General features: G+C 63.7%; 9 protein-coding genes. 5 read left to right on the top strand and 4 right to left on the bottom strand.

The genetic code is table 11. The annotated features are described in order from the left end of the window. Nucleotides 1-152: 152 nt before the first annotated feature. The 5 genes from THIDRDRAFT_RS19755 to THIDRDRAFT_RS19735 all read left to right on the top strand — a co-directional run bounded on the left by THIDRDRAFT_RS19755 (nt 153) and on the right by THIDRDRAFT_RS19735 (nt 6,093). Entirely contained in the window at nt 153-422 is a 270-nt protein-coding gene (locus THIDRDRAFT_RS19755; protein ID WP_007042681.1) for a type II toxin-antitoxin system Phd/YefM family antitoxin, read from the top strand. Continuing rightward, nucleotides 419-697: a type II toxin-antitoxin system RelE/ParE family toxin gene (locus THIDRDRAFT_RS19750; protein ID WP_007042680.1), complete on the top strand. Its 279-nt coding sequence runs from the start codon at nt 419-421 to the stop codon at nt 695-697. Before THIDRDRAFT_RS19755 ends, THIDRDRAFT_RS19750 begins: the two co-directional genes overlap by 4 nt. Continuing rightward, nucleotides 694-3,240 carry a hypothetical protein gene (locus tag THIDRDRAFT_RS19745; protein WP_007042679.1) on the top strand — a complete coding sequence of 849 codons (2,547 nt, stop codon included), beginning with the start codon at nt 694-696 and terminating at the stop codon, nt 3,238-3,240. Before THIDRDRAFT_RS19750 ends, THIDRDRAFT_RS19745 begins: the two co-directional genes overlap by 4 nt. A 186-nt stretch (nt 3,241-3,426) precedes the next feature. Then, nucleotides 3,427-4,758 carry an IS4 family transposase gene (locus THIDRDRAFT_RS19740; protein ID WP_245535901.1) on the top strand — a complete coding sequence of 444 codons (1,332 nt, stop codon included), beginning with the start codon at nt 3,427-3,429 and terminating at the stop codon, nt 4,756-4,758. 177 nt (nt 4,759-4,935) lie between these two features. Then, nucleotides 4,936-6,093 carry a hypothetical protein gene (locus THIDRDRAFT_RS19735; protein WP_139058830.1) on the top strand — a complete coding sequence of 386 codons (1,158 nt, stop codon included), beginning with the start codon at nt 4,936-4,938 and terminating at the stop codon, nt 6,091-6,093. 141 nt (nt 6,094-6,234) lie between these two features. Here the strand turns inward: THIDRDRAFT_RS19735 and THIDRDRAFT_RS19730 are convergent, their stop codons facing one another. From THIDRDRAFT_RS19730 to THIDRDRAFT_RS19715, 4 genes are all read right to left on the bottom strand, one after another. Then, a complete protein-coding gene (locus tag THIDRDRAFT_RS19730; RefSeq protein WP_007042676.1) occupies nt 6,235-8,499 on the bottom strand; it encodes an ATP-dependent helicase in 2,265 nt (754 codons plus the stop codon). 685 nt (nt 8,500-9,184) lie between these two features. Next, on the bottom strand, nt 9,185-11,242 hold the full coding sequence (locus tag THIDRDRAFT_RS19725; protein ID WP_007042675.1) for a TonB-dependent receptor plug domain-containing protein: 2,058 nt from the start codon (nt 11,240-11,242) through the stop codon (nt 9,185-9,187). Nucleotides 11,243-11,248: 6 nt separating this feature from the next. Continuing rightward, nucleotides 11,249-13,213 carry a hybrid sensor histidine kinase/response regulator gene (locus THIDRDRAFT_RS19720; RefSeq protein WP_007042674.1) on the bottom strand — a complete coding sequence of 655 codons (1,965 nt, stop codon included), beginning with the start codon at nt 13,211-13,213 and terminating at the stop codon, nt 11,249-11,251. After that, entirely contained in the window at nt 13,197-13,997 is an 801-nt protein-coding gene (locus tag THIDRDRAFT_RS19715) for a type 1 periplasmic-binding domain-containing protein (protein ID WP_245535900.1), read from the bottom strand. The genes THIDRDRAFT_RS19720 and THIDRDRAFT_RS19715 overlap by 17 nt, the downstream gene beginning before the upstream one ends. Nucleotides 13,998-14,294 lie beyond the last annotated feature (297 nt).

Here is a 14,294-nt window from a genome sequence, read left to right as displayed (position 1 = left end):
GGGTCTCAGTCACGCGGATTCCTGCCACCCAGGCGAGAAACTACAGCGACTGGATTTCCTCAGTTTGCCGGCACGCAGAAAATCGGCAGCCAGCTTGACGCGCACCTCTAGTAGCGCTCAAATTGGTATCAATTTGAGTATCAGGAGAGGTCATGAACAGCATTCCTGCCCAAGAGATCAAGCGCCGCGGAATCGCGGCCGTGGACGAGGCCCTTCACAAAGGCCCTGTACATATCATCAAAAACAACCGCCCGAGCTATGTCGTGCTAACCGAAGATGCCTATGCAGAACTGCAAGAGGCCCAGCAGGAAACCGCGAGGGAACGTCTCCGTGCCTCGCTGGCTGACCTCGAGGCAGGTCGAACGAATCGCTACGCGGATGCGGATTCGCTGATGCGCGCACTCGACGCTGACGAAGCATGAGCTTCACGCTCGTTACGACGGAGCACTTCGAGCGACGGGCTCGCAAGTTTCTTCGCAAGCACCCCGACCTCCGCCCCACGCTCAGGGACACCTTGGGCGACCTCAGTCGAGATCCTTTCCAACCCAGGCTGAAGCTGCATCCCCTCGCCGGCAAGCTGGAAGGGATGCAGGCGGTCAGCCTGACCTACAGCTATCGGTTGACGCTGTTGCTCAAGGTCACGGAACAGGAGATCGTCCTTCTCGATATTGGGACCCACGATGAAGTCTACGGATGAGAGTCACCGCCAAAGACATCGACAGCTGGGCTGAGCGTCGCGAGGCGCAAGGCGAGCTGCCACGTCTGATCCGACGCTTGGCGATGCAGGCAGGGTCGATCACGGAGATGACCTTTCCGGCGGGAAACTCGGTGAGTCGTCCTGGCTGGGATGGGCAGCTCACCAGCAAGGAAGGTGACGCTTGGGTTCCGGTCGGCCGATCGCTCTGGGAGCTGAGCGTTCGAGGGGACGTGACAACCAAGGAGAACGAGGACTACGTCAAGCGGACCGATTCGACGTCTGAAGAGACACGCGCTGCCTCGACGTTGGTTGTCGTGACGGCGAGGCACTGGGCGAAGAAAGAGGAGTGGTCAGGCCACAGGCAAGCCGAAGGCAAATGGCGCAACGTCCTCGCCTACGATGCAGATGACTTGGAAGCCTGGCTAGAAGCCAATCCGGCAATCGCGCTGTCGTTCGCCGAGGACCTCGACATCGCAGGCGACGGAGTCGAAACCGTCACCCACCATTGGCAGCACTGGGCCTCCCAATGTCAACCACCCATCTCGCCGCAAGCCTTCTTCGCCGATCGGCAGGACGCCAAAAGCAAGCTCCTGGCCGATCTGCGGGCGCACATCGGCCAAGAAAAGAACGGAACTTACGCGATCCGCGCTGACAGCGCCGCAGAGGCAGCCGCCTTCGTCTGTGCCGCCGTGCTGGAAGCAGAGGAGATCGCGGATGTCGCAGTCGTCCTCACCGATGCCCATGGATGGCGCTTCGTCGAGGTCAATCCACGACTTCGACTTGTGATTGCCGTCCGCCCAGAAATCGCGGCAAGACCGGCAGCCGATGTTCTCACGGTCGTTCCGGCCGCGGCAGGCGACTTGGCGTCTGGATATGGAGGAGCCGATGGCCAGGGGTTCCATCTGGAGCTCAAACGACCCAGCATCTACGCCTTCCGCGACGCCTTGATCGAGATCGGCGTCGAAGAATCGGATGCTCGACGACTTGCAGGCTCGACCGGACGCTCCTGGAGTGTCTTTCGTCGACGACGCGCCGCGAATCCTTCAATCCGTCGCCCGCATTGGCTCGCGCTGCCCGAAAGTGATGTGCTCACGAGCCTGTGCTTGCTAGGTGCCTGGCACGCCGAGAAGTCGGCAGATCGGGAGATCGTCCAACGACTCGTGGGTGATTCTTACGAGGCGATCGAGCGCAAGCTGCGCGTGCTCGCCCAAGTCGATGACGCCCCGGTGATCGCCATCGGTAAAGTCTGGCGCGCCAAGGCACCATTGGAGCTGCTCGACCTCTATGCCGACCGGATCACGAGCGCCGAGCTGGATCGCTTCTTTGAGATCGTGCAATCCATCTTGATCCAGCCGGACCCAATGCTGGAGCTCGAGCCAGACAAACGTTGGATGGCACAGGTCTACGGCAAGGTGAGGGACGAATCCGGTCTGTTGTTCGAGTCGGTTTGCGACGCCTTGGTGAAGCTGGCGGTACGCGGAGCCGATTACCCCGGACTCGAGACGCTTCATGTCGAGGCCCGGGTCAAGCGCCTGATCGAGGGATTGCTTCTTAACGCCGACGAAACCCGGTGGTTATCTCTAGCGTCGCATTTACGTCCATTGGCCGAGGCTGCCCCCGATACCTTCTTGCGCGCCCTGGAAGCAAGTCTTGCTAGATCGGACGCCCCGGTCATGCGTCTTTTCGCTGAGAGTGTCTCTGACGAAAATCCTCTGAATACCGGAATCTGGTGGTATTCCGATCTGCTTTGGGCTCTGGAGACACTCGCCTGGTCGCCGCGCTGGTTGCTGCGAGTCGCGTTGGTCTTGACGCGTCTATCTCGCGCGAAGCTCCCGGACAACTGGGGCAATCGACCCATCCGCAGTTTGGTCGGTCTTTTTCGAAGCTGGTGGCCACAAACCACGGCGAACTTGGATCAGCGCATCGCAGTGCTCGACAGGCTCATCGCGAGCGAGCCCGACATTGCGTTCGACCTCTTGGATGCATTGCTGCATCGCGATCAAGACATAGCCTCTCCGTCGTCAAGTCCGAATTGGCGCGACGACGATGCGGGCAACGCCGCGCGGCCGACTGGAGCCGAGATTTATGGCATGCTCATCGCCGCAGCCGATCGGATGATTGGAATGGCGGAGGGAAATGCCGCTCGGCTCGTTCGCTTGCTCGACAAGCTGACCCTGCTTGGCGATGCCCGAGCCGATAAGCTGGCCGTGATGGTATTCGCCTTCGTCGACCCGAGTGCGGACGACTCCGCCCGGGAGTCGCTTCGCGATGAATTGCGTAGGCAGTTGCATTGGCATCTGAATTACGGAAAAGGCCATCCTGACACTGACCTTGGTATCGTTCAGCTCAATCGTTGGCGTGCGCTCTACGACGCGCTGTCTCCAGCCGATCCGGTCCTCCGTCATCGTTGGCTGTTCCAAAACGGATGGGTGGAGCTACCCATCGAAAAGGGTGAAGACATTGAACAGGAGGAACAGCAACGAACAGCTGAGCGCCTTAGCGGACTACGTCAGATCCATAAGGAGCTTGGACCAGGGCTTTGAAGGTCACATATAGTGACTCCGCACACTCATTGAGTCCAAGGCATTGCCAGTGTTGATTCGCCCTCCTGTGGGCGCTGTCAGGCCCCTACATTGCTGACAGTCTGCTTGTTTTTGACCACGCCCTGGAGCCTCCCTGTGCTGACCCCGTTGCTCGATCGCTTTGCCACGCATTTTCCGATTCCTACCATGGCCCGTGCGCTGCTGGAGCGCAGTTTTCATCCGGAGCGGCTCAACGCCTGGTTCAAGACGGTGGCGCAGGGCCAGTACAACCGCAAGCTGCTGTTTTCGAAGCTGTTCGAGCTGATGATGCAGGTGGTCACGCGTCAGCAGCCCTCGGTGCATGCGGCCTATCAAGGGGCGCCCGAGCCGATTCCGGTTTCGCTCAAGGCGGTCTATGACACGCTCAATGGTCTGGCGCCGGAGATCGCCTCGGCGCTGGTCGATGACAGCGGCGAGCAGGCCACGTCGATGATCACCGCCCTCGGGGGAAGCCGTGAGCCGCTGCTGAGCGGCTACCGAGTCAAGATCCTTGATGGCAATGCCCTGGGCGCACGTGAGCACCGCCTCCAAGAGAGCCGCAGGCAGTGTGCCGCCCCCTTGCCGGGCAAGGCGCTGGCGGTGCTCGAGCCGGCGCTGGGACTGATGACGCACCTGATCGCCGAGCCCGATGCCTATACTCAGGAGCGGGCACTGCTGCCCCAGTTGGAGAGCGCCATCGAGGCCGGAGATCTGTGGATCGCCGATCGCAATTTCTGTGTTGCCTCCTGGATCTGGACACTGCATCAGCGCGAGGCAGCCGTGCTGGTGCGCGAGCACCAGCAGATCCCGCTCCATCCGCTTGAACCATTGCGCCCGGTCGGGCGTAGCGAGCAGGGCGTGCTCAGCGAGCAACGCGTGACGATCACTGCCCCCGACGGGCAACAACGCCTGGAGTTGCGCCGCATCCGCCTGGAGCTGAGCGCGCCGACGCGCGACGGTGAGACACAGCTGTACGTTCTGACGACCCTGCCCGCCGCGGTGGCCGACGCCGCGCAGGTAGCCACGCTTTACCACACGCGCTGGAGAGTGGAACAAGCCTTTTTGCATGTGACCACCGAGCTGCGCTGCGAGCTCGAGACCCTCGCTTATCCGTCTGCGGCCCTGTTCGGATTGGCCATGGCCATCGTTGCCTACAATGCCTTAGCCGTGCTCAAGGCGGCGCTGCGCCAGGTCCATGGCGCTGAGACCATCGACACCGAGCTCTCGGGCTATTACATCGTCAACGAGATGGGTCGCGTCAGCGAGAGCCTCGAGACCCTGGTCGAGCCCGAAGATTGGGCCGTCTTTCAAACGCTCACCACCGAGGCCATGGCCGCCTGGCTGCTCGCCACAGCACAGCACGTCCAGCTGCGTAAGTACCGCAAGCATCCCCGTGGACCCAAGAAACCCACTCCGGCCCGCACGCACGACCCCGCCAATCCTCATGTCTCCGTCGCGCGCGTGCTTGCACAGCGTCAGAAGGCCAAGAAAATGGCCTGAGCCTGAGACAGTATGGGCAAATAGCGGCGTCACGAATTGTGACCTTCAAAGCCCTGGGAGCTTGGACTCGCGGGAGTCGAGCGTCTAGCGGAAACCTGCGGGGATGCCTTCCTCGTCGGCTATTGCCTGCTAGAGATTCTGGATCGCGACTCGCTGTCAGACTGGATCGTCGAATTGGTGCCAAATCTCGAGCTCAGAAAACATTTGGCACCGATGATCGCTGGGATCGTCCGCTCTCAGCCAGACGTGGAAAAATCGGCAATCCTTCGCAACATCATCCAGTCCGGGCGGGAAAGAGAATGGCCACCGGAGCATCTCGCCGAATGTCTGCGGCTGGCACGGGATGAGCCCTTTACTTGGGGGCTCGCCGAGGAGTGCGGAGACGCGGTCGAATCCGTCTACTGGCGCACCGTCACCCCTTGGCTCATGCGGTCGAAGCCAGCGGACCGTGAGTTTGCGATGTCGAAACTGCTCGAAGCAGGCCGGCCGATCAGTGCGTTGAACGCCACGATCCATGACACAAACGCTGTCAATCCCGCCTTGCTCGTGGAAGCCCTGGATACGGCACTCCGCACCGGAGAGCCCAATGCCCAGTTTCCGAGATCGTGGCATCTCGCGAAGCTGATCGAGCGATTGGAATCCTGGGAGGACATGGACCAAGAGCGCTTGTTGCAGATCGAGTTCCTGCTGGCTCCCTCGTTTCGGATCGAGCAAACCGCTGAACTTAAAGCGCTCACAGAGGCCATCACGTCCAGACCAGAGCTATTCGCCGAGCTGATCTGCCTGCTGTACCGACCCGAGTCCGTTGAGCCAAAAACGCAAGCGTCACCGACTGACGGAGAACGCGCGGCTGCGGAGAATGCCTGGCACCTACTGGATGACTGTCGCCGCCAGCCCGGAACCTTGCCCAATGGCGAGATCGATCACGATTCCTGCATTCGCTTCGTCGATAGGGCTCTCGAACTCTGCCGCGAGCAGGATCGCCTGACGATGGCAGAACAAACGATTGGCCAGATTCTGGCACACGCACCAGAAGGTGCGGACGGCATCTGGCCAGGATCGCCGGCGCGAGACATCCTCGACCGCGCTGAATTCGAGCAGATGCGCACAGGCTTCGAGTTTGGAGCACGCAACAAACGCGGCGTCACGTCGCGCGCCATGGATGAAGGCGGCGCGCAGGAACGATCCTTGACCGCTCATTTTCGAAACCATGCCGATGCGCTGGCGGTGACCCATCCGTTCCTCGCAGAATCGCTCCGGCGGATTGCTCAGAGCTATCACGACGACGCGAAGCGCCACGATGACGAAGCGGCTCTATGGCAGGAGCGATACTGAGCCAACTGCTGCCAGCTCGTAAGACAAGACGCTCAGATGGACCTGGACGCTGCGCGTCGTTTGATCGAAGCTGACCAGAAAACCCGTCGAGACCTGTCCGCCGGCTGCAGGGCGTTTTGCATTCAGATCGCGCCCAAATGATCACACCCGCTCCAGCGGGGCCATGCTCGTCTTGATCCGCCGCACCCGGCCGTGAAAGTCGATGTCGACGATATCAGAGTCGACGAAGCCGACGATGAGGCCGTCTCCGAAGACCCGATGCCGAACGCGATCATGCAAGGACCAGTGCTGGAGGCACTGAGGCGTTTCCGGTTCGGTGGCCTTTGAGACCGGCGGGGCGTAACGGGCGTCGATCCCGACCTCACCCAGGTAGCGGTTGAACACCGCCAGCCGAGCCGCCGGTGCCGGCGGAAGCGTCGTGAGCGGTTCCTCTCCCTCGAGATGACGGGCGATGGCGTCGCCGAGGTCCTGGCTGGTGCGCAGGTTCGCCTCGAAGACGAAGGGGCTTGCCTGGAGTCCGTCCGGATGGTTGAACGCCATCGGTTCACCGCGCGGCTGGGCGTCGAGCCGCGCATCGGGCGGAACCACCAGATGCAACGCCTCCTGGGCGCGTGTCAGGGCGACGTAGGCCAGACGCCGTTCCTCCTGAGGATCGGCGCGCCTGCCGGGAAAGACTCCCGCTTCGAGTCCCAGGACCATCACCATCGGCCATTCGAGTCCCTTCGCCTGGTGGATCGTGGAGAGCAGGACGCCGTCGCCTTCGGGCGCGTCACGTTCTGCGGTGCGGCGCAGCGCGTCCATCTGGGACAGGAAGTCAGTGACCGAGGCGGCGGTGCGCGTGGCCCATCCGAGGAGGGTGTCGTAGGCGATCTGTTTGTCGCGGGCAGTATCGCGGTCGGCGGAGCGCGCCTCGGTGCGCCGGAGGTCGGTGCGCTCGGCATAGTGGCGCAACACCTCGGCGGCCGGACGGTCGCGCCAGCCGGGGGCCGCACGCCAGAGCGCGGCGCGCTCTCGGATACGGTCGGCGTGAAAGGCGTGCTTGACGGTCTGGGCGACCGCGGCGATGGCCTCGGCGCCCTGCCCCGGATTCTGGAGGATCCTTTCGATCAGGGCATCGAGCACCTGGTTGGAAAGACGCAGACTCGGGGTGGCGAGCAGGTGCCGGATGATCGCACGGGCGTCCGGCTCGGCGAACAGGGTGCCGGCGGCGAGGCGCAGGACGCCGAGCAGTCCGGCCACCTCGGGGACCTGGAAAGCGGAGTCCCGGCCGGGCTTGATGACGGGGATACCGCGCGCGAGCAGGGCGAGTTCGAGACCCAGGGTCTGGGCCCAGAGCCGGGCGAGCACGGCACAGTCGCGATAGGCCCGGCCGCGACGATGCCAGTCCTCGATGGCGGTCACGACGTCGGCCTGATCGCCGGTCGCGGTGGCACCGATGGTTGCGATGCGGGTGCGCGGGGTGCCCGGCGCCGAAACGCAGAGGGTGTCGAGACGATCGGGGTTGTGGGCGATGAGCTGGGCGGCGGCGAGCGACAGGGCATGGCCGAAACGAAAGGTGCGCGAGAGGCTGTAGCGGGTGGCGCCGGGAAAGAAGCGGTCGAAGTCACGGCCCATAAACCTGGGCTGGCTGCCACGCCAGGCATAGATGCACTGGGCGTCGTCGCCGACCGCGCTGAGGCTCGCTCGGGTGCCGACGATGTGGCGCAGCAGCTCGAGCTGCACCCGGCTGACGTCCTGGAATTCATCGACGATGACCGCATCGAGCCGGTTGGTGACCATCTGCCGCGCGGTTGCGTCGCGGCATAGGAGCGCCACGGGCTCATGCTGCAGGTCGGCGTAGACGCGCAGTCCCTGCCGCGCCAGGGCCTCCTCGAAGCGATCGAAGGCGCGGATGAAATAGCGGTACTGAGGCTGGATCGAGAGGACCTCGAAGGCCTCGGTCGCGGAGCGAAGGTCGGCTTTCACCAGGTCGACGAACTGGATGAAGGTCTGCAGGTCGTCCGGGCTCGGTGACTCGTCGCTCCCCTCCTCGCGCAGGGCCGTCTGGGCGGCGTGACGCGCGAGGGCCTTGATCACCGTGTCCTTGGTCTCGAGGCGGCGTTGCGGCAACAACCCTTTGCTCTCGAAGAGCCGGGTCAACCTGAGACCCAGGGCGTGAAAGGTCTGCACCTCGGGTGCTGCCGTCCCCGCTGGCAGCGCCGCGGCGAGCCGCTGGCGAAACTCGGCCACGGCCGCGCGGTTGAAGGCCAGGATCCGGATGCGTTCGGGCTCCAGGCCCTGCTCGAGCAGGAAGCGCACGCGCCCGACGAGCATGTGCGTCTTGCCGGATCCGGCCACGGCGAAGGTCAGCGAATGACCGGCGGGATGCGCGATGGAGGCGCGTTGTTCCTGGGTATAGGGCCGCACGGGTGTGGCTGTCGGGGGCTTTCGGGACGGGGAGAGCCTAGGGTATCAACCTTTTAGGCTTGCGAGGGATCGCTTCAGGGGTTATCGACGGGTGACACTAGAGTTGACATCGCAGGGCGCGATTGAGGCCAATCGAGGCGATTCATGCGCCTTGACGTGACCATAAGCGATTAATTTGGTGGGCCGTGTAGGATTCGAACCTACGACCAAGGGATTATGAGTTAACTGCACAGTTTATGTAAAACATACAGTTACGTGGGATTTGTTTTCCCAAACAACTGGCTTTGTAGCCTTTCAGGTCAATAGCTTATGGATTTTTTTCAGGAGTCCATGAGCCGAAAAATAGCGTGATGGTGCTGATCTCGACAACACTTCGGTGACGCGTCGACTGTGTTTATTCAACCGAGATCGACCGGCAATGGCTGACAGCTATCTAGTAACGAAACCCACAATACTGGGACAGTTACAACCTCTCTTGCCCTGTCTCGGCGACCTATCCTTCTGGACCCATTTAACCGCCCATCCCTCTCGGCTACCATTGTCAGACTCACGATTGCCTAGACTGCATCAACGACGCAATAATACACAAAAAGTCTACGAAGACGCGTTCCAAGCGCCGCATCGCGTCACCCACAATAACCTCAGACTATTTCGAAGTCTTCGAACTCATACCTCCTGACTGCCCCTAGAACCGCACCTCAATCGACCCATAAACAGTGCGGACCGCGAGGGGCAGATCCTGCGGCAGCGAGGTTCCGGCTGATGCCTCCTTCAGATTGCCGTTCAGAAGATTGCGGATGTCGAGCTGTACCGAGAGCTGCTTGGTCAGGTCGTGACGGATGAGCAGATCGAGCTGGCCGTATTCCGGTGCTTCGTTCCGCGTATCCTCCGCTACGCGGGCACGATCGCCGACATACATCCCCTGCAGATTGAAGACGGTGCGACCCCACCGGTATTGCAGGGATCCGTACAGGCGATGATGCGGGCTGTAACCGGCGTCCTCGCCGGTGGTTTCGTCGGTGTTGTACTGATAGGCGTACCAACCGCGCAGGAGCAGGTTGCGCGAGAGCGCCCAGCGCATGTCGAGCTCGCCTCCCTGGCCAATCTGACGACCGACGTTCTCCGGCTCGGCATAGAGGGTGCGATTCTGCTGGCGGATCTGATTCAGGGTCTCATGATGAAACAGATTCAACCCGAGCTCAAAATCGTGGTGGGGCCGGTACTGCAGGGCCAGCTCGACGGTACGTAGCCGCTCCGATTCGAGTTCAGCGTTGGCCTGATAGATCGGCAGCAGGCCATTGCGCGTCTCAAGCAGGGTCGGGGCACGAAAGCCCTCGCCATAGAGCAGCTTCGCGGTCCATTCGGGCAGTGGCGTCCAGACCAGGACAGCGCGCGGGCTGACCTGGGTGCCAACATCTGAGTCATCATCCAGGCGTGCGCCCCAGGTGAGCGACCATTTCGGTACGATCAGCCACTCGTCCTGGAGATAGGCGGACAGCAGCCGGCGATGGCCGTCATAGGCAGACCCTGTCGCGGCCGCTGACAGCAACTGGGTCAGGGCACTGGCATAGCCCGTGAACGAATCACTCAGCGTGGTGCCGACGCCCATGCCAGAGCCGATGGAGGCCAACCCGCTCAGCTCAAGCGCATCCACTGCATAGCGGATCTGCGCAACCCCCAGTCCCAGGGTGATGAAATGCCGAGCGGTGGCCGCATAGCGAAGATCCGCCCGCAGTCGCGCGGTCTCCTGTTCGGCTGAGGCATCGAAACGCACGCCCTGCGCGAACAGCCCGGAGGCGGGAAACCAGGTGACATCATCGAGCGCGAGCCGGGTCTGCGCGGCATCCAGTTGCAGCGTCAGCGCGAGGCGCTTGCTGAATCTGACCTCGCGCGCAAGCCGTCCTTCGACCGTCTCCAGCGTGCGGGTCCCGCTGGGATCGATGGCACTCAGGATTCCGGCTCCGAGCCCCTGCGTCGTGCGCGAGAGTCGCAGCATGGCGCGCGTCTGACCGAATCGGGCATTCGCCAGCACGCCCAGATTACGTTGGTCGGTGTTGACCGCACGCGGTGCCAGCGAGACGTCGGTGCCGAGCGCGGCATCGATCTGCGTCAAGTGGTCGGCACGTATCAGGGGCGTCGGCCCGTCCGTCTCCATGACCTCGGCGCTGAGCAGGATGTCGCTGGATTCGGTGCGGTTCCCAACCAGGAGACGGCCGTCGCGCGTGCGCTCTGAGCCACCGCTGAGCGTGATCTGCGGCTGATCGACTTGCTGGCGCGTGATGACATTGACCACCCCGGAGAAGGCATCCGCGCCAAATACCGAAGAACCGGGGCCGCGTGTCACCTCGATCCGGTCGATCGCATCGATCGGGATGACGCCCAGGACGCTGAGCGGATTGCCGAGGATCAGGTCCGATTGGGCCACCCCGTCGAGCAGCACCAGGAGGTTGCCCGAGCCGAAACTCGAGAAGCCACGCACCAGGACATTCGGCGCATAGTCGTTGGTCCAGCCCAGATGAACTCCGGGCACCAGTCGCAACGCCTCGACGACGCTGCGAAACCCGCCGTCACGGATGTCCTCGGCCGTGATGACGGTCGCCACCGCCGGGGCCGTGCGATAGAGGTGGGCGCGTCCGGTCGCGATGCTGACGGATCTCTCCGAACCGAACAATGCCTCCGCAGCGGTTTGAGCCAGGGCGTGGTTGGCGAATGCGCCCAGGACGGCGAACAGGAGTCGTTTCATGGGATGTCACCTCGGCGTGCCGCGATCAGCCTGCACAGACTGCTCGATCAGCGTCACGATGGTCTCAATGAGCCGCTCTGGCCGCACGGGCTTGACCATCAGGTGGGCACCCAAGCGGGTGATGGCCGCCTGTAGGGGTGCCCGATCGTCCCCGGTCAAGATGACGGCCGGGGTAGTGTTCGTGGGGAAGGCGCGCAGTCGCGCCAGGATGTCGAGGCCCTGGCAGCCCGGCATGCGGTGATCGAGAATCACCGCAGCGTAGGCACTCGGAGCGTGCTCCCACAGGGCCAGGGCAGAGGTGCCGTCAGCACAGGCGTCGACGCTGAATCCGGCCTCGCGCAGAAAGAGCGTCAGGGGAGCGCGGATGCTGTCCTCGTCCTCGGCGAGCAGGAGGCGCTGTCCGCGATGCGCAGAGGTCTGAACCGGCGTTGGCTCCGACTCCGACGGTTGCTGCGTGGAGGAAAGCGCCGCAGCGCCCGTCGGCATCACCGGGAGCGCGATGCGAAAGCAGCTGCCGATCCCAGGCTCGCTGGTGACCGTGAGGCGGCCACCTAGGGTTTCGACCATGCGCCGACTCAGCCAGAGACCCAGTCCGATCCCGGAGGATACCGCCCCTGCGATCCCGCTGAACCCCTGGTAGAGGGGCTCGAAGATCCGTTCCTGCTCTGCCGGCTGGATGCCGATCCCTTCGTCGGTCACCTGGATGACGACGTGCTTGCCATCGCGGCTCGGCTCCAGGGTCAAACGGATCACGCCCCCGTCGGTAAACTTGTCGGCATTGCGGATCAGGTTGTAGAGCACCTGGGTCAGGCGCGTGCGATCGCCGATCAGGGTGATGTCCGCGTCTGGCCGTGTCAGTTCGAGCCGATTGCGCGGCGACAGCGTCGGTTCAAGCGTGGTGACCACCTCATTGAGGAGTGCGCCGAGCGCGACATGCTGGTAGGTCACCTCGATCGGAGGCCCGGACTCGACCTTGGTCAGATTGAGTAGCTGCTCGATCAGTTCGAGCAGTTGGTTGGAGGCCCGCCGGATGACCGCCAGGGATTCGCTGCTCGGCGCGGGCCGGCAACGCTGGAGCAGGCGCACATGGAGAATGATCGCCTGCAAGGGCGTGCGCAGCTCGTGGCTGACATTGGCGAGAAAGAGCGTCTTGGCGCGATTTGCCTGCTCCGCCGCATCGCGTGCCGCGCGCAGATCCTGCGTGCGTGCCGCGACTGTGGCCTCAAGCGCCTCGGCGTGGGCCTCCAATTGGCGGTGATTCTCCGCGAGACGCGTCCGCAGGGTGGTGACCGCAGCATAGAGGCGATGGACCTCCGCGGGACTCGCTGTTGGCGGATTGGGAAGCACGGTCCCGAGCGGATCGCCGAGACGGCGCACCAGGGTGCCCAACGGGGCGATCATGCGCAGGGATCGGTACGCGACAGCCAGGCCAAGCAGCAGCGTCAGGACCCCGAGCTGCGCAAGCGACACCTGTGCCGTCTCCAGCGCGAAGCGGAAGGCTCGCTCCAGCGACAGGGTGAGAACCACGCGCCCGAGCGGGGTCTTGGGGTTGGGCGTCCCTGCGTCCACGCGGGCGGACGATCCACGGGCCTTGGCCAGAACCGCCATCTCCACCTGCACGGTCCGTTTGGCCTGCGCGTGCTCCGCAGTGGACTGCTCGGCCATCACCTGCCCGGCGGCATCCAGCAGCCGGACCTGGATCAGATCCGGAAACTTCAGCAGGCTGCCGACGAGCGCCTGTGCGTCCGGGCGTGAGCCCACCAGCAGGGCATAACGGGCGTCCTCGGCCAGGATCGTGGCCAGTTCATCGGCGGTGCGCTCGCTGAACAGCCGTGCCTGCTGCCAAGCGGTCCAGAAGAGGATCAGGGGCACCGCCAGCCCGAGTCCCAACGCCAGGAGCACGAAGGCATCAACGAGCTGGCGAGCATAGGATTTCTGGCCTGGTGGGGGCCTTTCAGTCGTCGAGCGCATCGAAACCTATCTCCTCGGCCGGGCGCACCGTCAGTCCGATGGCCCGAGCCGTGCGTGCATTGAGCACCCGCTGGACCCAGCGAATGTCGCTCAGCCCCCGATGGTCTTCGGACAGGTGCGCGGCGGCGGCGCGCCCGAGCGCCCGATAGTCGGGCGTCAGCGCAAAGAGCAGTCCCCGCTCCACGGTGTCGGCGTCGTCGCTGATGACAGGGAAGCCGACCTTCCAGCTCGATCGCACAATCGGTGGAATCAGGATGTCCGGATTGAGCGCCAGGACGTCGCGATGGAACCAGACGGCGCTGCTGGTGCTGGCCTCGCCCCGGACCCGCTCGATGGCCAGCGCGGCCGCGCGCAGACCGTCGACCGCGATCGGAATCCAGCGGAGCCCGAGCGTATTGGCCGCGCGTTGTGCGCGCCGGATCAGCTCGGCCGGCACCGTTTGCAGGTGGATGAAATAGAGCACCTCGGTCGTTGGCGATAGCACCTGCAACTGCTCGACGACCAGAGCCGGGTCGACGAAGCTGGAGAGTCCGTTGCGCGCCTGCGGGGGTAAGGTCCCAACCAGGATCGGCAGGACCCGGGCATCCGGAAAGGCCCGCTCGGCCGCAGTGTAGGCGGCGGCACCGACGGCCACGATCTGCCGGGGTGCGCGCGACCAGGACTGTGCCTTCATCGCGTCAAGCGTGCAGATGCCAATGTCCTGGCTCGCACCCTGGGTCAGCCCCTCCAAGAGCTGATCGATGACCGCGTCATACGCGGGAGCCACGGCGGGATGGACGAGCATCAGAGGCGCCTCCTGGCACACGTCGGCCAGCGCAGGGCGCGGGGTCGGCAGCCAACACAGCAAGAGGGCCACCACCCAGACGCGCCAAGCGGTCCATCTCCCCTTTCGCGAGCGATGACGCAACAGGCCCATGCAAAGGGATCTCCTCTTTCAATGGGTGGCGTGACCAGGGGTCTCATCGCGTCCAAGCGCCGGGTCAGTCACTCATCTGGCCCGATGATCCGGTGCCACCGAGCACGGCGCAGACAGCCTCGACGGCCGCCGGCAGACGCCGTCCCCAGCGCGCGGCCGCCGCCA

It is taken from the genome of Thiorhodococcus drewsii AZ1, from assembly GCF_000224065.1.
Lineage (GTDB): Bacteria > Pseudomonadota > Gammaproteobacteria > Chromatiales > Chromatiaceae > Imhoffiella > Imhoffiella drewsii.
Note: the sequence above shows the minus strand (reverse complement) of the source record. Positions and strands in the feature narration are given on the sequence as shown.